21 protein-coding genes are annotated in these 19,418 nt (G+C 68.0%); 17 read left to right on the top strand and 4 right to left on the bottom strand.

Annotated elements, in window-relative coordinates:
• The 4 genes from IEZ09_RS04225 to IEZ09_RS04210 are packed head-to-tail and all read left to right on the top strand — an operon-like array spanning position 1 to position 3,512.
• Positions 1 to 768, top strand: coding sequence for an ABC transporter permease (locus IEZ09_RS04225; RefSeq protein ID WP_229812238.1), 768 nt, complete (start codon positions 1 to 3; stop codon positions 766 to 768).
• A complete protein-coding gene (locus IEZ09_RS04220) occupies positions 753 to 1,454 on the top strand; it encodes an ABC transporter ATP-binding protein (RefSeq protein ID WP_189252239.1) in 702 nt (233 codons plus the stop codon). Before IEZ09_RS04225 ends, IEZ09_RS04220 begins: the two co-directional genes overlap by 16 nt.
• A complete protein-coding gene (locus IEZ09_RS04215) occupies positions 1,438 to 2,391 on the top strand; it encodes an ABC transporter substrate-binding protein (protein WP_370467631.1) in 954 nt (317 codons plus the stop codon). The genes IEZ09_RS04220 and IEZ09_RS04215 overlap by 17 nt, the downstream gene beginning before the upstream one ends.
• Complete coding sequence (locus tag IEZ09_RS04210; protein WP_189252237.1) at positions 2,388 to 3,512, top strand: LLM class flavin-dependent oxidoreductase; 1,125 nt, start codon at positions 2,388 to 2,390, stop codon at positions 3,510 to 3,512. Before IEZ09_RS04215 ends, IEZ09_RS04210 begins: the two co-directional genes overlap by 4 nt.
• Here IEZ09_RS04210 and IEZ09_RS04205 read toward each other — a convergent pair.
• Positions 3,502 to 4,599, bottom strand: coding sequence for a glycerophosphodiester phosphodiesterase (locus IEZ09_RS04205; RefSeq protein ID WP_189252236.1), 1,098 nt, complete (start codon positions 4,597 to 4,599; stop codon positions 3,502 to 3,504). The genes IEZ09_RS04210 and IEZ09_RS04205 overlap by 11 nt on opposite strands.
• A 65-nt stretch (positions 4,600 to 4,664) precedes the next feature.
• On the bottom strand, positions 4,665 to 6,212 hold the full coding sequence (locus IEZ09_RS04200; RefSeq protein ID WP_189252235.1) for a Na+/H+ antiporter: 1,548 nt from the start codon (positions 6,210 to 6,212) through the stop codon (positions 4,665 to 4,667).
• 28 nt (positions 6,213 to 6,240) lie between these two features.
• On the opposite strand from IEZ09_RS04200, the gene IEZ09_RS04195 reads away from it, so the two are divergent.
• The 5 genes from IEZ09_RS04195 to IEZ09_RS04175 all read left to right on the top strand — a co-directional run bounded on the left by IEZ09_RS04195 (position 6,241) and on the right by IEZ09_RS04175 (position 11,648).
• The gene (locus IEZ09_RS04195; protein WP_189252647.1) at positions 6,241 to 6,501 is read left to right on the top strand and encodes a UBP-type zinc finger domain-containing protein; all 261 of its coding nucleotides are present in this window, start codon (positions 6,241 to 6,243) and stop codon (positions 6,499 to 6,501) included.
• A gap of 112 nt (positions 6,502 to 6,613) precedes the next feature.
• The gene (locus IEZ09_RS04190) at positions 6,614 to 8,503 is read left to right on the top strand and encodes a TRAP transporter permease (protein ID WP_189252646.1); all 1,890 of its coding nucleotides are present in this window, start codon (positions 6,614 to 6,616) and stop codon (positions 8,501 to 8,503) included.
• Positions 8,493 to 9,470, top strand: coding sequence for a TAXI family TRAP transporter solute-binding subunit (locus IEZ09_RS04185; RefSeq protein ID WP_189252645.1), 978 nt, complete (start codon positions 8,493 to 8,495; stop codon positions 9,468 to 9,470). Before IEZ09_RS04190 ends, IEZ09_RS04185 begins: the two co-directional genes overlap by 11 nt.
• A gap of 16 nt (positions 9,471 to 9,486) precedes the next feature.
• Positions 9,487 to 10,743: a phosphoribosylamine--glycine ligase gene (purD, locus tag IEZ09_RS04180; protein ID WP_189252234.1), complete on the top strand. Its 1,257-nt coding sequence runs from the start codon at positions 9,487 to 9,489 to the stop codon at positions 10,741 to 10,743.
• Positions 10,740 to 11,648, top strand: a complete 909-nt coding sequence (locus IEZ09_RS04175; protein WP_189252233.1) for an ADP-ribosylglycohydrolase family protein — start codon at positions 10,740 to 10,742, stop codon at positions 11,646 to 11,648. Before purD ends, IEZ09_RS04175 begins: the two co-directional genes overlap by 4 nt.
• Here IEZ09_RS04175 and IEZ09_RS04170 read toward each other — a convergent pair.
• Together IEZ09_RS04170 and IEZ09_RS04165 are read right to left on the bottom strand one after the other, a co-directional pair.
• On the bottom strand, positions 11,638 to 12,486 hold the full coding sequence (locus IEZ09_RS04170; protein WP_189252232.1) for an AraC family transcriptional regulator: 849 nt from the start codon (positions 12,484 to 12,486) through the stop codon (positions 11,638 to 11,640). The genes IEZ09_RS04175 and IEZ09_RS04170 overlap by 11 nt on opposite strands.
• Before the next feature lie 10 nt (positions 12,487 to 12,496).
• A complete protein-coding gene (locus IEZ09_RS04165) occupies positions 12,497 to 13,084 on the bottom strand; it encodes a hypothetical protein (RefSeq protein ID WP_189252231.1) in 588 nt (195 codons plus the stop codon).
• A gap of 44 nt (positions 13,085 to 13,128) precedes the next feature.
• Between IEZ09_RS04165 and IEZ09_RS04160 the strand changes: the two genes are divergently transcribed.
• The 8 genes from IEZ09_RS04160 (at position 13,129) to IEZ09_RS04125 (ending at position 19,364) form a co-directional block, all read left to right on the top strand.
• The gene (locus tag IEZ09_RS04160; RefSeq protein WP_189252230.1) at positions 13,129 to 13,539 is read left to right on the top strand and encodes a hypothetical protein; all 411 of its coding nucleotides are present in this window, start codon (positions 13,129 to 13,131) and stop codon (positions 13,537 to 13,539) included.
• Positions 13,536 to 13,994, top strand: coding sequence for a hypothetical protein (locus IEZ09_RS04155; protein WP_189252229.1), 459 nt, complete (start codon positions 13,536 to 13,538; stop codon positions 13,992 to 13,994). The genes IEZ09_RS04160 and IEZ09_RS04155 overlap by 4 nt, the downstream gene beginning before the upstream one ends.
• Positions 13,991 to 14,590, top strand: a complete 600-nt coding sequence (locus tag IEZ09_RS04150; RefSeq protein ID WP_189252228.1) for a DUF3558 domain-containing protein — start codon at positions 13,991 to 13,993, stop codon at positions 14,588 to 14,590. The genes IEZ09_RS04155 and IEZ09_RS04150 overlap by 4 nt, the downstream gene beginning before the upstream one ends.
• Before the next feature lie 9 nt (positions 14,591 to 14,599).
• The gene (locus IEZ09_RS04145; protein WP_189252227.1) at positions 14,600 to 15,883 is read left to right on the top strand and encodes a hypothetical protein; all 1,284 of its coding nucleotides are present in this window, start codon (positions 14,600 to 14,602) and stop codon (positions 15,881 to 15,883) included.
• Between the two features lie 22 nt (positions 15,884 to 15,905).
• Positions 15,906 to 16,643, top strand: a complete 738-nt coding sequence (locus IEZ09_RS04140; protein ID WP_229812237.1) for an ESX secretion-associated protein EspG — start codon at positions 15,906 to 15,908, stop codon at positions 16,641 to 16,643.
• Positions 16,644 to 16,741: 98 nt separating this feature from the next.
• The gene (locus IEZ09_RS04135) at positions 16,742 to 17,047 is read left to right on the top strand and encodes a hypothetical protein (protein ID WP_204764844.1); all 306 of its coding nucleotides are present in this window, start codon (positions 16,742 to 16,744) and stop codon (positions 17,045 to 17,047) included.
• 1 nt (position 17,048) lies between these two features.
• Positions 17,049 to 18,212, top strand: coding sequence for a WXG100 family type VII secretion target (locus IEZ09_RS04130; protein WP_229812236.1), 1,164 nt, complete (start codon positions 17,049 to 17,051; stop codon positions 18,210 to 18,212).
• A gap of 21 nt (positions 18,213 to 18,233) precedes the next feature.
• A complete protein-coding gene (locus IEZ09_RS04125) occupies positions 18,234 to 19,364 on the top strand; it encodes a pyridoxal phosphate-dependent aminotransferase (protein WP_189252223.1) in 1,131 nt (376 codons plus the stop codon).
• Positions 19,365 to 19,418: the final 54 nt, after the last annotated feature.

Raw genomic sequence — 19,418 nt, 5'->3', positions numbered from 1 at the left:
GTGGCCCTTTCTCTTGCTCGAAAACCCGCGCTGCAGGTGCGCTGGATCAGCCCTGTCGCGCTGGTTCTTCTGTGGCAACTGGCCAGCTCAACGGGTGTGCTGCCGCCCGAGAAACTGGCCTCGCCGCTGACCGTCGCGCAGTCGGCCGGTGAGCTGATCGCGGACGGCCAATTAGCGGACGCATTCGTCGTTTCACTGGGCCGCGTTTTCTTCGGATTTCTCATCGGCGGCATCATCGGTGTCGCGCTGGGCCTGGTTTCCGGTCTTTCCCGGTGGGGCGAGACGTTGCTGGATCCGCCGGTCCAGATGTTGCGGACGTTGCCGCACCTCGGCCTGATCCCGCTGTTCATCCTCTGGTTCGGCATCGGTGAGGAGCCCAAGCTCGCGCTCGTCGCCGCCGGCGTGGCGTTCCCGCTGTACCTCAACCTGCACGCGGGCATCCGGCAGACCGATCCCGGCCTGGTCGAGGCCGCGAAAGTCCTGGGCTACAGCCGGATCGAACGGATCGTGCACGTCGTGCTGCCGTCCGCGGTGCCGCAAACCCTGGTGGGACTGCGGATCGCGCTCGGCACGGCCTGGTTGTCGCTGATCGTCGGCGAGCAGATCAACGCCGACGCCGGCCTCGGCTTCCTGATCAACAACGCCCGCGAGTTCCTCCGCACCGACGTCGTGGTCGTCGGCCTCGTGGTCTACGCGCTGCTCGGCCTGACCACCGACGCGCTGGTGCGGTTGCTGGAGAGGAGGGTCCTGCGATGGCGAACCCGGTGAGCCTTCGCGGTCTGCGCAAGGCTTTCGGCGCACGAACCGTGCTGGACGGAATCGACCTGGAGATCGCGCCCGGCGAGTTCGTGGCGCTGCTCGGGCGCAGCGGCTGCGGCAAGTCGACGTTGCTGCGGATCCTGGCGGGCCTCGATCGCGAGATCGACGGGGAGGCGCGCGTCTCCGGTGCGGTGTCGATCGCGTTCCAGCAGCCGCGTCTGCTGCCGTGGCGCAAGGTGTGGCGCAACATCGCTCTGGGCCTGCACAAACCGGATGGCCGCTCGATCGCCCTGAAAGCGCTGCAAGAGGTGCGGTTGCCCGATCACGCCGACGCGTGGCCGCTGACGCTGTCCGGCGGTGAGGCGCAACGGGTCTCGCTCGCGCGGGCGCTGGTCCGCGAACCCGATGTGTTGCTGCTGGACGAACCGTTCGGCGCGCTGGACGCGTTGACCCGCCTCGCCATGCACCACCTGGTGGAGGACCTGTGGGCCAGGCACCGGCCCGCTGTGCTGCTCGTGACGCACGACGTCGACGAGGCGTTGCTGCTGGCCGATCGGATCCTCGTGCTCGACGAAGGCCGGATCGTCGCCACGCACCACGTCGACCTGCCCCGCCCGCGCCGCCGGGCTTCCGTTGTGGAGCAACGCACCCGCGTGCTCGCCGACCTGGGAGTGGATGTTGAAACAGCTGCTTAGCCTGCTCGCCGCGATTCTGTTCACGACCGGGTGCTCGGCGGCCGCACAAGACACCCCGGCCGGTGAGGTCGTGCTGAAGGTCGGCGACCAGAAGGGCGGGGCGAAGGCGCTGCTCACGGCCGCCGGTCTGCTCAACGACTTCCCGTACAAGATCGAGTGGTCGACCTTCACCTCCGGACCGCCCCTGCTGGAGGCCGCCTCCGCAGGCGCGATCGACATCGGTGGTGTCGGCAACACGCCGCCGATCTTCGCGGCCGCCGCGAACGCCAAGATCGCCGCCGTCGGCGCGTCGAAGGGCGACGTCGAGGCCGACGCGATCCTCGTGCCGGAGAACTCGCCGCTGAAGTCCGCCGCCGATCTCAAGGGCAGGAACATCGCGGTGGCCAAGGGCAGCTCGGCACACGGCCAGGTGCTGCTCACGTTGCGCGCCAACGGTTTGTCGACCAAGGACGTCACGCTGAACTTCCTCCAGCCGTCCGACGCGTACGGCGCGTTCACCCAGGGCAAGGTCGACGCGTGGGCGATCTGGGACCCCTACACCGCGCAGGCGCAGCAGGAGACCAAGGCACGCGTGCTCACCACCGGTGAGGGCAGGGCGAACGGGTACGGCTTCCAGGTCGCCGGTCGCAAGGCGTTGGACGACAAGGGTAAGAACCCGGCGCTGAAGGAGTACCTGGTCCGCTACTACAAGGCGCAGAAGTGGGCCGACACGCACCGCGAGGAGTGGGCGAAGGCGTGGGCCGCCGAGACGGGGCTCAAGTACGAGGTCGCGCTCGCCGCCGTGAACCGCAACGGCGACCTGCCGGTGAAGATCGACGACACGCTGATCAGGTCAGAGCAGGAGCTCGCGGACGCGTTCACCGAGGACAAGACGTTGCCGGGCAAGGTCGACTTCGCGAAGTTCGTCGACACGAGGTTCCAGGGAGATCTCGCATGAGCGTCACGCTGCACTGGTTCCTGCCGACGTCCGGGGACGGGCGCACGGTCGTGGAGCACTTCCACGCGCAACGGGCACCTGCCGCCGGGGCACGGCGTGAGCCGGACATCGACTACCTGGCGCAGATCGCCCGCACGGCCGAGCAGGTCGGGTTCACCGGCGTGCTCACGCCGACCGGGACGTGGTGCGAGGACGCGTGGCTGACGACGGCCGCGTTGATCGGGCTGACGTCCCGCCTGAAGTTCCTGGTGGCGTTCCGGCCGGGCGTGCTGTCACCGACGCTCGCCGCGCAGATGGCCTCGACGTACCAGCGCATTTCCCGCGGACGGCTGCTGCTGAACGTCGTGACCGGTGGTGATTCCGTTGAGCAGCAACGGTTCGGCGACTGGCTCGACCACGACCAGCGGTACTCGCGCACCGACGAGTTCCTCCAGATCGTGCGCGGAGTCTGGACCGGGCAGCCGTACTCGTTCCAGGGCGAGCACTACCGGGTGCAGGACGCGACAGTGCTGGCCGCGCCGGATCCGGTGCCACCGATCTATTTCGGTGGCTCGTCCGACGCCGCTCTGCCGGTGGCTGCGCGCAACGCGGACGTGTACCTGACCTGGGGAGAACCGCCGGCCGACGTCGCCGCGAAGATCGAGCGGGTCCGTGCGTTGACGGACCGGCCCATCCGGTTCGGCATCCGGCTGCACACGATCAGCCGCGACACGTCGGCGGAAGCGTGGGCGGCGGCTTCGCGGTTGCTCGACGCGCTGGACCCGGCCGCGGTGGCGAAGGCGCAGGAGCAGCTGCGGACGTCGGAATCCGTTGGCCAGCAACGGATGCTGGCGCTGCACGGTGGTGATCTCGGCCGCGGGGTGCGAGGCCTGGAGATCTACCCGAACCTGTGGGCCGGTGTCGGACTGGTGCGCGGTGGCGCGGGAACCGCGCTCGTCGGATCGCACTCGGAGGTCGCCGATCTCATCGAGGAGTACCACTCCATCGGCATCAGCGAGTTCGTCCTCTCCGGCTACCCGCACCTGGAGGAGGCGTACTGGTTCGGCGAGGGCGTGCGGCCCCTGCTGAAGCAACGCGGGTTGCTCGACGGGGACCGCACGCTCGCACTGGCTAGCGCTTGACCTTGGCCTCGACGGCCGTGTCGGGGTTGTCGGCGAACAGGCCGTCGAGCCCCGTCTTGAAGAACAGGTCGTACTCCTCGAAGGCCCGGCCGTACGCGGCCGGGTCGGTCGAGGACCTGAAGTCGGCTGGCAGGAACGAGTTCTCGTTGCGGAACGTCCACGCGTGCACGATCAGGCCGGCCTTGTGCGCGTCCTTGACGACCGTCGTCGGCTGCTTGAGGAAGCCGTTGGAGTCGCGCGGGATGATCAGGTCCTTGGTCAGGCCGACGCCGTCCGCGTACGACCGGATCTCACGCAGACCGGCCGGGGTCACCAGGTCGGCGTAGGTGCGCTTGTCACCGGCCACGACGAAGTCATAGGGCGCGCCGGAGCCGTTGACGAGCTGAACCAGCGGCACCCGCAGCGACTTGTTCAGCTCCTTGAGGTTCGCGACCTCGAACGACTGCACGAACACCTTGGCGTTGCGCCGGTTGAGGCCGTTGCGGTTGAGCACGTCGACGAGCTTCGGCTCCAGCGGGAGACCGATGGTCTTGAAGTACGTCGGGTGCTTGGTCTCGGGGTAGATGCCGATCTCGCGGTGCAGCTCGCGGGACAGGCGCCTGGTGAGGTCGATGACCTCCTGCAGCGTCGGCACCTCGAAGCGGCCGTCGTAGAGGGTGTTGCGCGAGCGGATCGCCGGGATGCGTTCCTTCGCGCGCAACGTCTTCAGCTCGGCCAGGGTGAAGTCCTCGGTGAACCAGCCGGTGATCGACGTGCCGTCGATGACCTTGGTCTTCTTGCGATCGGCAAACTGCGACCTGGTCGACACGTCGGTGGTGCCGCCGATCTCGTTCTCGTGCCTGGCCACCAGCTGGCCGTCCTTTGTGGACACCAGGTCCGGCTCGACGAAGTCCGCGCCCATGCGGGCAGCGAGTTCGTAGGACGCCAGCGTGTGTTCTGGCCGGTACGCCGACGCACCGCGGTGCCCGATGACGATGGGCCCCTTGTCGTCGTGTGCCGACGCGGAGGGCAGGGATGCCACCACCGCGCCCGCGAAGACGAGGACCGCGGCGGCAAGACCACGGGTCCGGATTCTTCTGGGGTACATCGTTCGACCTCCCATTTCGGTTGAGAGCGCACCCAAGCATCGCAACACGAAATGCAGGTGAACGGTTATTCACGAGAGAGTGCGGCTTCCTCCAGGTCCAGCTCCCGCAGCACGCGGAACAGCACCTCGTCGTCGATCTCGCCGGCGTCCCTGGCCTTGATGAACTCGTCACGCTCCGCGCTCAGCATCACCCTGCGCAGCCTGCGGTACGCGGCGGCCGGGCTCTCCTCCTCCTGGCGGCCGAGCCGTTCCCACGCGGCGTTGCCCCGGTGTTCGGCGAGAGCCCGCAGCTGGTCGCGGACGTGGTCGGGCACGTCCTCGATCTCCTCGTCCAGCCTGGTCACCGCCGCCTGTGCGGCCCGGTGCTGGATCTGGGCCTCGGCCAGCGCGTCCTTGCGGGCGTCGTCACCCTCGAAGCCGATCTTGTTGATCACCCACGGCAACGTCGTGCCCTGCAACAGCAACGTTGAGACGGTGACCACGAACGCGCAGAACAGGATGATGTCCCGGCCGGGAACGTCCGGCGGGATCGCGGCCGCCGCGGCGAGCGTCACCACGCCGCGCATACCGGCCCACGCGATCACGGTGACCTGGCCGAGGTGCGGCCACCGCTCGCGTTCGCGCAGGCGTTTGGACAGGTACATCGGCACGTAAGAGGCGGGGTACATCCAGACGAACCGCGCGAGGATCGTGGCCAGCAGCACGGCTCCCGCGCCGAGCAACAGCCCGGCGTTCAGGTCGACGTCGCTGATGATTGCCGACACCTGCAGGCCGATGAGCGCGAAGACGAACGACTCCAGCAGCACGTCCACCGACCGCCACACCGCCGCGTCCTGCAGCCGGGTCGTGTAGGTGCCGCGCGGCGAGTGGTGGCCGACGTAGAGGCCCGCGACCACGACCGCGAGCACCCCGGAGACGTGGGCGGCCTCCTCCGCGAGCAGGTAGGCGCCGAACGGCACGAGCAGACCCAGCGCGCTCTCCAGCACACCCTCGCAGAGCCGTTTGCGCAGGAACCTGACCACCACGCCCACGACCAGGCCGATCGCGATGCCCCCAGCCGTGACGAGCAGGAACAGCCCGACCCCCTTGACGGGGTGCATGGCCGCTCCCGCCGCGGCCGCCACGGCGACCTTGAACGCCGTCAGCGCCGTGGCGTCGTTGATCAGGCTCTCGCCGACCAGCAGCGTCATCGCCCGGCGTTGCAGGCCGAGCTTGCGACCGATCGCGACAGCGGCGACGGCGTCCGGCGGGGCGACCACCGCGCCGAGCACGAGCGCGGCGGCGAACGGCAGGTCCGGGAAGACGAGCTTGGCGGTGATGCCGACGACGAACGTCGTGAACAGCACCAGCCCGACCGCGAGCAGGCCGATGGGCCGCAGGTTCGCGCGGATGTTCAGGTACGAGCTGTCCAGCGCGGCGCTGTAGAGCAGCGGTGGCAGGACCAGCACCAGGATCAGGTGCGGATCGAGCTCGAACTCCGGCACGCCGGGGATGAACGAGACCACGAGCCCGACCGCGACCAGCACCAGTGGCGCCGACCAGTTCAGCCGGCGGGCGATGGAGGTGACGACCAGCGCCCCGAGCAACAGCAGCAGAAGTTCAGGCCCGTGCATGCGCTCATTCTGCGTAAAGATGGAGACCATGACCTGTTCGCACGTGGGAGCGCTGCCCCAGTCGGTGGCGCCGGAGTCGACCGAGGGCTGTGTCGACTGTCTCGCTCTGGGTGAGCACAACTGGGCTCACCTGCGGATGTGCCTTTCCTGCGGGCACGTGGCGTGCTGCGACTCGAGCCCCGGCAAGCACGCGACCAAGCACTACACCGCGTCCCAGCATCCGGTCATGCGCTCGTTCGAGCCGGGCGAGGACTGGCGCTGGTGCTATGTGGACAGTGCTGTGGTGTGAGTCTTTGCAATTCCTTTGGATTGATCGTCTGACGTTGTGATCGGCCCCACAGTACGGTGCGAGCGTGGCCAACCCGGACCTCGCCCGCATCGTCGCGGAGCACGACGAGGAGATGCCCTCGCGGTCGCTCTCACCCAGGTGGGAGCGGGCGCTGTGGATCGCCGGCCTGCTGATCGCCCTGTTGGTGCTCAAGCAGGTGTTCTTCCCGTTCGCCAAGGGGAGCCAGTACTACCTGGTGATCTTCCTGGCGGTGACGCTGCCGCTGGTCTTCCTGTCGTACGGCCGCGGGCACTCGCCGAAGATCGTCGACTGGGTGCTGGCGGCGCTGGCCTTCGTGGCCGGCGCGTATCCGCTGTTCGGGGGCTTTGACGAGTTCCTGAACCGGCAGGGGCAGCTCACGTCGTTGGACGTGGCGGCAGGTGCCGTGCTGCTCGTGCTGATCCTGGAGGCGTGCCGCCGCACGACCGGATGGGTGCTGCCGGTGGTGTGTCTGGCGTTCGTCGCCTATGCCTACTACGGCGGGTTCCTGCCGCCGTCGTGGTCGATCGCGCACTCCGGCGTCGACTTCAACCAGATCATCAACGGGTTCTTCAACGACGCCAGCGGGTTCTACGGCACGCCGTTGGACGTCGCGGCGACCTACATCGTGCTGTTCACGATCTACGGCGCGGTCCTGAACGCCTCCGGTGCCGGGAAGTTCTTCGTCGACATCAGCTTCGCGGCCTTCCGCAAGTCGCGGACGGCACCCGGCCGCACCGCGGCGACCGCCGGGTTCCTGCTGGGCACCGTGTCCGGGTCGGGCACCGCGACGACCGTGTCGCTGGGCGCGGTGACGTGGCCGATGCTGAAGAAGGCCGGATATCCCAAGGAGAACGCGGGCGGGCTGCTCGCGGCCTCGGGCATCGGCGCGATCCTGTCGCCGCCGACGCTGGGTGCCGCCGCGTTCATCATCGCGGAGTACCTGCAGGTGTCGTACCTGTCGGTGCTGATCTGGGCGATCATCCCGACGTTGCTCTACTACCTGGGCATCGCGCTGGCGGTGGAGGCGGACGCGCGGCGGTTCGGAGCGAAGCCGGTCGACGTCGACGCGCCGCGGTTCTCCGATGTGCTGAAGCTCGGCTGGTACCACTTCCTGTCGCTCGGGATCATCATCGTCTTCCTGGCGCTCGACATCCCCGTCTACAAGGCCGTCGTGTACGCGACGGGCGTGGCGGCGCTGTTCGCGTTGATCAACCACCGGCGGGACTGGTTCCGGCTGGTGGCCGACGCGCTGTCGACCGGTGTGCGCTCGGCGTTGCCGGTGATCGCCGTGTGCGCGGCGGCGGGCGTGATCACGTCGACGATCACCAAGACCGGTCTGGGGCAAGCGCTTGCGGGCTCGTTGGTGGACCTGGCGTCGGCGCTGTCCTCGTCCGAGACGGTGGTCCTGATGCTGACGGCGGTGTTCGCGGCCGTCGCGGTGTCGGTGCTCGGTCTGGCCGTGCCGGTGACGGCGTCGTTCATCATCTCGTGGGTCGTCATCGGGCCGGCGTTGATCACGCTGGGCGTGGAGCCGGCCGAGACCGCGATGTTCATCTTCTACTACGCGGTGTTGTCCGAGGTCACGCCGCCGACGGCGCTGGCTGCGGTGGCTGCTGCCGCCCTGACCGGTGGCGACGTCATGAAGACGATGTGGCAGACGTGGAAGTACACGTTGCCCGCGTTCCTCGTCCCGCTGGCGTTCGTGCTCACTGATTCCGGTGCCGCGCTGCTGTTGCGCGGGCCGTTGCTGGACTCGGTGTGGGCCTTCGGTGCGTCCGCGCTCGGTGTGGCCGCTCTCGCCGTGCTGACGGGCGGCTGGCTGTTCGGTCCTGCGCGCTGGCCTGAGCGGGTGTTGTGCGTTCCGGCGGCGGTGTTCCTGCTTTACCTGCAGCCGTTGACGATCGCCATCGGGGCCGGGTTCCTCGTGGTGGCCGTGGCGGTCCACCTGGTTACTCGTGGGAGGGTTCGTGATGCTGCGTAAGTACGCGATCGGCGCGATCGCACTGGCGCTCGTGGTTTCCGGGTGTGGCGGCAAGCGCACGCCCACGACGCCGGACGCGTCGGGTGGCGGTGCGTCGTGCGAGGCGTCCGACGGCCGGATCACCATCGCGACCGGCAACTCCGGTGGCGTCTACTTCGTGGTCGGCGGCGGCCTCGCGAAGCTGATCAGTGACAACACCAAGCTGAAGGCGTCCGCCGCGGAGACGGGCGCGTCCGTGCAGAACATCCAGCAGCTCGTCGGCGGCACGTACGACATCGCGTTCTCGCTCGCCGACACGGCGGCGGACGCGGTGAACGGCACCGGGGCGTTCAACGGCAAGAAGGAGAAGATCGCGGCGCTGTCGCGGATCTACCCGAACTACACGCAGGTCCTCGTCCGCGCCGACGCCGGGATCAACTCGATCGCGGACATGAAGGGCAAGCGGATCTCGACCGGGTCGCCGAAGTCCGGCACCGAGGTGATCGCGGGCAGGCTGCTGAAGTCGGCGGGGCTCAACATCGACTCCGACGTCCAGGCCCAGCGCCTCGACCTGACCAAGACCGCGGACGGGATGAAGGACGGCAGCATCGACGGCCTCATCTGGTCGGGCGGCCTGCCGACGCCGCAGATCACCGACATCACGACGTCGATGAAGGACCGGGTGAAGTTCGTCGACATCACCCCGCTGCTGCCGGAGATGAAGAAGATCAGCCCGGTGTACGACACGGGGACGATCCCGGCTGCGACGTACGGAGTCTCCGAGGTCAAGACGATCGTCGTACCGAACCTGCTGCTCGTGCGCGAGGACTTCGCGGCGAACAACGCGTGCGCCGTGACCAAGCTGATCTTCGACAAGAAGGCTGACCTGGAGAAGGTGCACCCGGCCGTGAAGGACATCTCCCGCGACAAGGCCGCGGCGTCCGACCCCGTCCCGCTGCACCCTGGAGCGAAGCAGGCGCTCGGCTGAACTACGCTGGGGCATCGTGCGCGTCCTGGTCATCGGGTCTGGAGCCCGTGAGCATGCCCTTGTCCTCGCGTTGTCGCGCGACCCTCAGCTGACTGCTCTGGCGTGCGCGCCGGGCAACGCAGGCATCGCGGGGCACGCCGAGATCTACGGTGTGGACGTCGCCGACGCCTCGGCGGTCGCCACCCTCGCGAAGGAGTGGAAGGCCGACCTCGTCGTCATCGGCCCCGAACAACCGCTGGTGGTCGGGGCCGCTGACGCGGTCCGAGCTGCGGGAATCCCCTGTTTCGGGCCGTCCCGCGCGGCCGCTCGCATCGAGGGCTCCAAGGCGTTCGCGAAGGACGTCATGAACGCGGCGGGCGTGCCGACCGCGCACAGCGAGGTCGTGGACAACCCGGCCCGCCTCGACGCCGCGCTCGGGCGCTTCGGCCCGACGTGGGTCGTGAAGGACGACGGCCTGGCCGCCGGCAAGGGCGTCGTCGTGACCTCCGACCTGGCTGCCGCTCGCGCGCACGCGATGACGTTGCTCGACGGCGGGCACCCGGTGCTGCTGGAGTCCTTCCTGGACGGTCCCGAGGTGTCGCTGTTCTGCGTCACCGACGGTGTGACCGTCGTGCCGCTGATCCCGGCGCAGGACTTCAAGCGCGTGGGTGACGGAGACCATGGTCCCAACACGGGCGGCATGGGTGCTTACGCTCCGCTGCCGTGGGCGCCTTCCGGGCTGGTCGAAGAGATCGTTTCACGGTGCGTGCAGCCCGTGGTCGACGAGCTGCGGTCGCGCGAGACGCCGTTCGTCGGTCTGCTGTACGCGGGCCTGGCACTCACGTCGTCCGGCGTGCAGGTGATCGAGTTCAACTGCCGCTTCGGCGACCCGGAGACCCAGTCGGTTCTGGCACTGCTGAAGTCGCCCATCTCCTCGCTGTTCCTGGCCGCGGCCACCGGGAAGCTCGCCGAGCTGCCCGCTCTGGAGTGGGAGAACGGCTACGCGGTGACCGTGGTCGTGGCCGCGGAGGGCTACCCCGGCCGCCCGCGCACGGGTGACGTGATCACCGGCTCCGAGTCCGAGGGCGTGCTGCACGCAGGCACGCGCCGCCGCGAGGACGGTGCCGTGGTGTCGGCGGGCGGCCGCGTGCTGTCGGTCGTGGGCACGGGCAAGTCGCTGGCGAAGGCCCGTGAGCGCGCCTACAAGAAGATCGCGGACATCCACCTCACCGGCTCGCACCACCGTTCGGACATCGCCCTGAAGGCGGTCGACGGCAAGATCACGGTGCCGTGAGCCTGCTCGGCTGCGTTCTCGGCGGGGCCGTGGGCGACGGCCTGGGCGCGCCGATCGAGTTCTCCTCGATCGACGTGATCCGCCGGCTCTACGGGGATGCCGGTGTCGTCGATCTGCCCCAGCTGGAGATCACCGACGACACCCAGATGGTTCTGTTCACTTTGGAGGGTCTGCTGCTCGCGCGGCAGCACGGCATCGACCCGGTGCTGGCCGTGCGCGCGGCGTACGGCCGCTGGCTGCACACCCAGGGCGGCCCTCTCGTCGCAAACGACGGCTGGCTGATGGCGGACCAGCGCCTGCACTCACGGCGGGCGCCGGGCCACACGTGCATCAACGCCTTGAAGCACAACGAGAAGAACAACTCGAAGGGCTGCGGCGGCGTGATGCGCGCCGCCCCCGTCGCCGTGTGGTCCCGCGACGTGCGCGAGGTGTTCACGTTGGCGGCGGAGACGGCGCGACTGACCCACCACCACCCGAGCGGCTACCTGTCGGCAGGCGTCCTGGCGGTGATCGTGCAGGCGTTGCTGGGCGGCACCGACCTGCTGTCGGCGGTGGCCGTGGCACGAGCGGAACTGGTCCGCTGGGAAGGCCACGAGGAACAGACCACGTTGCTGGACAAGGTGGTCGGCCTGGGCCCGCTGACCCCGGAAGAGATCGAATCCGAACTGGGCGGCGGCTGGGTGGGCGAAGAGGCCCTGGCCATCGGCCTGCACGCGGCCCTGGTGGCGCCCGACTTCCCGACCGCCGTGCGCATCGCCGTCAATCATTCAGGCGACAGCGACTCGACGGGCTCGATCTGCGGCAACATCCTGGGCGCCCGCGACGGCGTTGCCGTGATCCCCGACTCCTGGCTTTCCGTGCTGGAACTGCGAGACGTGATCGAACGCCTGGCCCTCAGCTGGTGACGGGAATCCACAACTCGGCCTTGGCCGTGTCCCCGTCGATCTGCGTGCGCAACATCGACGGCCCTTCGACGCTCTGGTAGCTGTTGGACGGGAACCACTGCGTGTAAACGTCCCGCCACATGTACTGAATCGTCTCGGGGTAGGGCCCCTCGCTCGTGAACACGGCCCACGTGTTCTTCGGCACGGTCATCACCTCCATGTCCTCCGGCGCGTCCTTGCTGGTCACGACACCGTGGAAGTAGTCGAGGTGATCCCCCTCCTCGTTGCCCTCCTGGTTGCTGGTGAGCGCCACCAGCCCATCCGGCTCCCCGTCACCGAGCTGTTTCATCCGCTCCAACGCCGGCATCCCGATGCCCTTGATGAACTCCACGATCGCGGGGTTCATCCCCAAGTGCACCAACGGCACCCGCGTCCCCCGCCCAACAACCCGAAACGCATCCTTCTCGACGATGCGGTACTCCATGCTCGTACTCCCCTCGACAATCAGCTTGAACGTGAGAATCTGCTGCGACCGCAACGGCGTCCTGCTGACCCGCGCCTCCTGCGGCCCGACCCCGTGCATGGCCTTGAACGCCCGCGCAAAGGCCTCGTTGGACCCGTAACCCCACCTGACGGCGATGTCCAGCAACGAGTCCTGTCCACTGAGGACCTCACTCGCCGCCTTCGTGAGCCGCCGGCGCCGCACGTACTCGCTCAACGGAATCCCGGCGAGCGCGCTGAACATCCTGCGCAGGTGGTACTCACTGGTGCCCGCGATCCGCGCGAGCTGCCTGACGTCGACCTCGCCGCCGAGGTCTTCCTCGATGCGGGCCATGGCCTGGTTGAGTCGCTCCAACACGTTGCCAACGCTATTGGGGGTGGACGGTCGGCACCCGACTTCTTGTGCCCTGTTCGATCGCCTCGTGCACCTCGTTGACCACCCGCTGGGCAATCGGTGTGAAGGCTCTGACGTACTCCTCCGGACTGTCCGGTGCCCAGTCGCCGTATCCAGTGAGCGTGACCTGGGTGCGGCCTGCCACGAACGAGATCGTCGGCGAGTTGACCACCCGGAAGCTGCAGGCCGCGAAGTCTCCGATCTTCTCCTCGGCCATCACGGCATCTCCGGTGATGTTGCGAGAGGGCGAGATCGGGTTGCAGTCCTTTGCGTCCTTCGCCGCCATGCCGGCCTCGCGGTAGGTCGTCAGGTCGACCTTCAACGCCTTGCCGTTGCGGCGCTTCTGGCCGAACCACTCAGGGGAGACGCGCCTGCACTCTTGCTTGTTCGAGTAGAAGTGACCCACTTCGCCCTTGTCGTTCTCGAACCGGTCGAAGTACTCCTGCTCGTAGTAGTCGGCCTCGACCACGCCGGAGTCCTTGCCCTGCGTGATCTCCTGGAACAGCTTGTTGCTCAGCACGTCGCAGGCGTTGGGCACGCTCTGGTAGCGGCCGGTGTGCACATGCGTCGTCAGCCCCTGCGGACCTTTGGCCCAGCGTTGCCGGCATGACGGCGCAGGCGTCGACCACCGCCAAGTTCCTGTACCTGATCATCTCCGGCGTGGTCTTCCGCGCGATGACGCTGACCTCCGCCGGTTCGGGTGGCTGCTCCGTCGCCTGCCTGCTGTCGCCCTTGATCAGAATTGCCGCAGTGACACCTCCGGCAACCAGCACCGCCGCCGCAAAGATCACGACAACGATCAGTCCGGTGCACCTTTTCTTCGGTCGTCGAGTGTTCCTCCCCGTTCGCGGAAGCTACCGGAATTGCCACGGTCTGCCAGCGGGAACAGAACTCAGAGTGACGTGGAACCAACCAGGGGTGGTCTTCGTCCAACCACAGGTACGTCTTACGCGGGCGTTGGTAGCCTGCGAAGCGGGACCGAACCGTTACCAACCGTACGGGGGTAGGACGTCGTGACACAGGAGAGCGCGGGGGCGGATGCCGCTCTCAGTGCCGTCGGGGCTGTGGCCGGGGGTGTTGTCGGGGCTGCGGTCAGTGCGTTCCAGTCGGCGTCGGCCTTTCTGGACGGCCTGACATCGGGCCCGTCGACGCAGAGCTTCCACGTCAACAAGGACAACGTCCTCAAGGCTGGCAAGATCATCCAGGACCAGGCCAAGGAGCTTCGGCGTGCGCTGGTCTCGGCCCAGCACAATCTTCGAGTTTACGTTGACGCGAAGTCGGCTGGTGAAGTCAGTGAGAACATCGCAGGTTTGTGGAATCGTCGCTTGACGACGGACGATGATTCCTATGTGGGCCGAATCGAGAAGTACGCCGAAAGTCTCGAAAATCTGGGCCTGCAGCTGAAGGAATCGGCCAAGCAGTACGGGTTCACTGACGACGAGATCAACAATGTGTTCGGAAAGATGAAGTGAGCAAAGCATCCCTCAAGATCATCGCCGCAGCGTCGTTGCTGTTGGCCGCCACGGCATGCACGAGCAGCGGGGAGAAGGGCAAGCCCAACCCTACGTCGGGTGCTTCTCCTACTTCAGGATCGTCGGGCTCGGCTCGTGAACTGCCGAAGCGTCCGGCTGAGCTGAAGCTTGATGGTGTCGACGCATGCAAGTTGCTCACCCAAGCCCAGATGGACCAGGTGAAGGTCGCGGAAACGGTGCCGCGAAAGCTTGAGGTGGCAAACCTCGGTGAAGCGCCTGGCTGCTTCTACGAGAACGGTCTCAAATACACCTACGCGGCCAGTCTGATCACAAACAAGGGTGTGCCGTTCTGGCTCAGCGGTTCCGGAAACGTGGACGTGAAGGTCGTGGACGTGGCTGGGTACGGTGCCGCCCAGATCACGCTCACCGGTACTCAAGGCTTCGACTGCGCCGTTGCGGTCGACGTTGCAGAAGGTCAGCAGCTGCACTTCCTGTATTCGCCTGGTAGCGAGAAGGGCGACTCGCAGGAACAGATGTGCAGCAAGGTCAACAAGGCCGCTGCGCTCGCGGTCGAGACTCTCAAGACCTTGAAGTGAGGGGGAGCTATGTCGGGTGAACAGCTCACTGACTGGAACTTCGACGGTTGGTCAAACGAAAAGCTCGCGGACGAGGTCCACAAACTCCAGACCGGCAGCGGTGAACTCGCCCGGCAGTTCGCCAAGGCTTCCGACGTCCTCCGCGATCTGGCGGGCAGCCTCCAGGAGGTGGACCAGGAGCTGCGCACCCAGCTGAAGGCCCTGGGCATCGACTGGGGTGGCGCGGCTGGCGAGCAAGGCCAGCAGCAGACGAAGGTCACCTCGGAAGGGTTCGAGGACGCGGGCCAGGCGACGGTCGGCAACTCCGACGCGATGGCCCGGCAGGGTGAGAGCACCACCTCGGCGCGACACAGCTCACCCGACGCGGAGACGCTGCGCAAGGACTCCGAGAAGACCCTGCTTGACAAGGGCGCTGGTCTGATCGGCATCGAGACCGACCACGCGGCTGAGGTCGAGGCCACGAACCGGGCTCGCCAGCAGGCCATTGACAGCCTCAACGGCTACACGAAGAACAGTCAAAGCGCGATCGACTCGTTCCGCACGCCCAACCCGCCGCCGGACATCGTTGTGGCCAGCGGTGCCGTCAGCACGCCCGTCGGACCTCCCGTGGGCGTACCCCACGCCACCCCTCCGGGCATCCCCGGCGGCCCTGGCTTCCCCGGCACCCCGGGCACTCCCGGCTCCCCAGGCGTCCCGGTCGGTCCCACCCCGAACATCCCGGGCAACTCGACGGGCATCCTCCCCGGCCCCGGCACCCCGAACCCGATCGCGGCGGGCACGGGCCTGCCCAAGCCGTTCCCGAGCACCCTCCCGGTAGGCATTGCCGCGGCAGGCGCCGCAGCAACCGGCCTCGCAGGCGCGTCGACCACGGCACGCGGTGCCCAGGTCGTCGGCGGCGGCCGCGGCCCGAGCCAGGCCCCGAAGACCCCCATCGCCCCGGCTGGTCCGAAGGGTGCGCCGAGCACGATCGGCGCAGGCAAGGGCGGTCCGGGTGCGCCCGGTGCGCCGGGTGGTCCTGGCGCGACGGGCAAGGGTCCCGGCGGCACGATGACGCCCGGTGGCGCTACTGGCGTTGGGCCCGAGGGGAACCGTCCCGGGGCTGCGGCGGCCAAGGGTGGTGCGCCCGGCAAGGGGGCCGGGTCGCTCATGTCGCCTGCGGCCGGTGCGGCCAAGGGTGAGGGCGAGGAGGACGGCGAGCACGTGCGCAAGTACGGTGTCGACTCCGACGACGTGTTCGGCGACGAACGCATGGTGGTGCAGTCCGTCATCGGCGAAGACCCGAAGGACCAGTAATCCCTTGAGCTCACCAGGTTCTGTGGTTTTGTCCACAGTGGAGTTCGCCGTGGTCTGGGAGGCGCAGCGCCTCCCGGCCGCGCACGTCGCGCTGGACACGCGGATTCCCTCCATCACCCACACCGAGAAGGCCGAGGTGGTGAAGCGGGCCTGGGAGTCGCTGGAGGCGCGCGGCCTGGCCGCCAACGGCCGGGTCGTGCCCGAGCTGGCCGATGGGTTTGCCCTGCTGGCCAACGCGACCACCTCGATCGACCTGTGGATCTGGGCCGACCGGCAGATCAGCGGGCTCGCTGCTTCCATCGGGGACGAGGCGATCCTCGCTGTGCAGGATCGGGACGAGATGTGGTTGATCGAGGCTCGTGGCACGGCGCTGGCCGAGGCCGCGGTGTCGGTGGCCGGGGAGATGCCCGCCGGGTTCGGGCGGTCGATCAGCCTGCCCTACGACGAGTTGGTCAAGGCTGCCAAGGACGTCGGGCTGGACGCGCAGCGGTTGATCACCACGTTGGAGCGGCAGGGGATGCGGCTCGGTGATGCGCAGGAGCTCGCCGGGATGCTCGACGGCACGTCGACGCGCGGGCAGTTCGGTGCGCAGCGCAACGGGCGGCGGGCCGGTCGGGTGGTTTCGTTCCACGACACGCACAACGGACGGTATCTGCGGCAGCTCAAGCCGAGCAGTGACGGGCGGCAGTGGTGCACGATCACGCCGGTGGACAACCATCGGCTCGCCGCGGCCGTGTGGGAGCTTCTGCAAGAGGTCTGAGCGGAACGGCAAAGTCGGCGCCTGCGTCCTAACAATCACCCGGCCGTGCGGAGCAATTCGTTCTAAGGTCGGCGTGGACACGTTTAGGGGGTAGGCGCATGGCTGTGGCCAAGTTCAACAGCGAAGCCATGGAACAGTGCCGCACGACGGTGAGCAGTCAGGCCGGGCAATTCGGTGCGATCGGTGACGGCTTTTCCAATCAGTACGGCAATCCGGACATTTTCGGGAAACTCGGCGCATCCGGTGCGATCTCGGGCGCGGTGACCGCGATGGACCAGGCGGGCAGCCAGGAGTTCGAGGCGGCCGAGAAGGTGCTGCGCAAGGTGGAGACCGCGCTCGACGCGATCCAGACCAACGTCGCGGACACCGAGGAAGCCAACAAGAACGCGATGAGGGCGGTGTGACGTGAGCGCGATGGACGAGGTCGCGGCGCTGCCCGGCGGGGCCGAGCTGGCCGCGCTCGCTGACAAGATCGAGACCGCGCAGCCGCAGGCCGTGCGCGACATCGCGAACCGCTGGAAGCAGGCGGCGGGCAAGTGCGGTGACCAGACGAACGCCATGCAGAGGTCGGTCAGCCAGCTCGACGGTGCCTGGGAGGGCAAGTCGGCGGACGGCTTCGTCGCCTACATGGGCAACCTCATGAAGTGCGGCACCTCGATGACCGACGCGCTCAACGGCGCCGCGGCCGACCTGGAGGCGGCCGCGAACGCGTTGGAGTCCGCGAAGACCTCGATGACCAGCATCTGCGAAAACCTGCTGAGCAGGGCCCGGCAGGCACGCCAGCAGCTGCACGGCCAGCCGCAGGAGGACGTCGACAGCGTCATCCGCAGCTACTGCGCGGAGGCCACGAGCGACGCGAAACCCGTCATCGCCCAGGCGGAGAACGCCGTGAACGCCGCGGCGGGCTCCCTCAAGGGCCGTCCCGGCTCGCTGTCGCCGAAGTTCTCGTCGATCGAGGACCCGAACACGCAGTCGTTCACGCCGGCGCCGGGCAAACCGATCGAGTGGGCGCCGACCCCGCCGCCAGACGACTCCACCAAGACGTCCTCTTCGGACTCGCCGCCCCAGCAGCAGCAACACCAACCGGCTCCCTCCCAGCACCAAGGCGGTGGTGGCGGCGGCGGAGGTGGCGGCGGCGCATCAGGTGGCGGAGGTGGCGGCGGTGGCGGCCTCGGCCCCAGCGGCGGCCCGCCCTCGGGCAGCCCTCCTCCCGGCAACGTCGAGGAGTGGATCCGCGAGGCCATCAAGATCCTGCAGGCCAACGGAATCCCGGTCACCGACGACAACATCGACGAGATCTGGAAGATCATCGAGAAGGAGTCGAGCGGCAACCCGCACGCCATCAACCTCTGGGACTCGAACGCGCAGGCCGGCCACCCGTCCAAGGGTCTGATGCAGTGCATCGACTCGACGTTCAACGCCCACAAGCTGCCCGGCCACGACGACATCTGGAACCCGGTCGACAACATCATCGCCGGTGTCCGGTACACGTTCTCGCGCTACGGCGGCTTCGAGGGACACCCCGGTCTCAAGGCGATGGCGCAGGGCGGCGGCTACCAGGGCTACTGACCTGCGAGTTAGCCTGGCGGCATGCTGACCGTGGCCGCCCGCGCCGACGTACCGCCCTTCCACGTCATGGACGTGCTCTCCGCTGCCGCACAAAGGCAGCGGACGCACGGCGACGTGATCCTGCTGGCCGCCGGGCAGCCCTCCAGCCCGGCGCCGGCACCGGTCCGCCAGGCGGCAGCCAAGGCCCTGAACGAGCACGCGCTGGGCTACACCGAGCAGCTGGGGATCCCCGAGCTGCGCGCGGCCATCGCCGGGCACTACCGGCGCCAGTACGACCTCGACGTGACGGCCGACGACGTGGTGATCACGACCGGGTCGTCCGGCGCGTTCACGCTCGCGTTCCTCGCCGCCTTCGACGCGGGTGACCGGGTCGCCCTGGCGCGACCCGGCTATCCCGCCTACCGCAACATCCTGAAGGCGCTGGGATGTGAGGTCGTCGAACTGCCGTGCGGGCCGGAGACGCGTTTCCAGCCCACCGTGGAAATGCTCGACGAAGGCCTCAAGGGCGTGATCGTCGCCAGCCCGGCCAATCCCACCGGCACCACGGTGGACGTCGGTCCGATCGCGCGGTGGTGCGAGACCAACGGCGTGCAGCTGGTCAGCGACGAGATCTACCACGGCATCAGCTACGGCGAACCGCTGCACTGCGCCTGGGAGACGTCCAGGGAGGCGATCGTCGTCAACTCCTTCTCGAAGGCGTTCGCGATGACGGGCTGGCGGCTCGGCTGGATGTTGCTGCCGGAACGACTGCGCCGGGCCGTGGACTGCCTGACCGGCAACTTCACGCTCTGCCCGCCCGCTCTGGCCCAGTACGCCGCCGTGGAGGCGTTCCACCCCGACTCCTACGCGGAAACGGCCGAACACCTCAAGCGGTACAAGACCAACCGCGACCTCCTCCTCGAAGGGCTCACGAACCTCGGCATCGACAAGCTCGCACCGGCCGACGGCGCGTTCTACGTCTACGCGGACATCAGGCACCTGACGGACGACTCGATGGACTTCTGCCGGCGGTTCCTGGACGACACCGGCGTCGCGGTGGTGCCCGGCATCGACTTCGACCCGGTCGACGGCCACCACTTCGTCCGGATGTCCTTCGCGGGTGCCACCCAGGACATCGAGGAGGCCCTGCGCCGCCTGAAGGCCTGGCTCTAGACCCGCGTTCCGCACGTGGGGGTTGATCAACTCTGGTGATCATTTCTGAGGCGG

This window comes from Lentzea flava, assembly GCF_014648475.1.
Lineage (GTDB): Bacteria > Actinomycetota > Actinomycetes > Mycobacteriales > Pseudonocardiaceae > Lentzea > Lentzea flava.
This window is presented reverse-complemented; position numbering and strand designations above follow the sequence as displayed.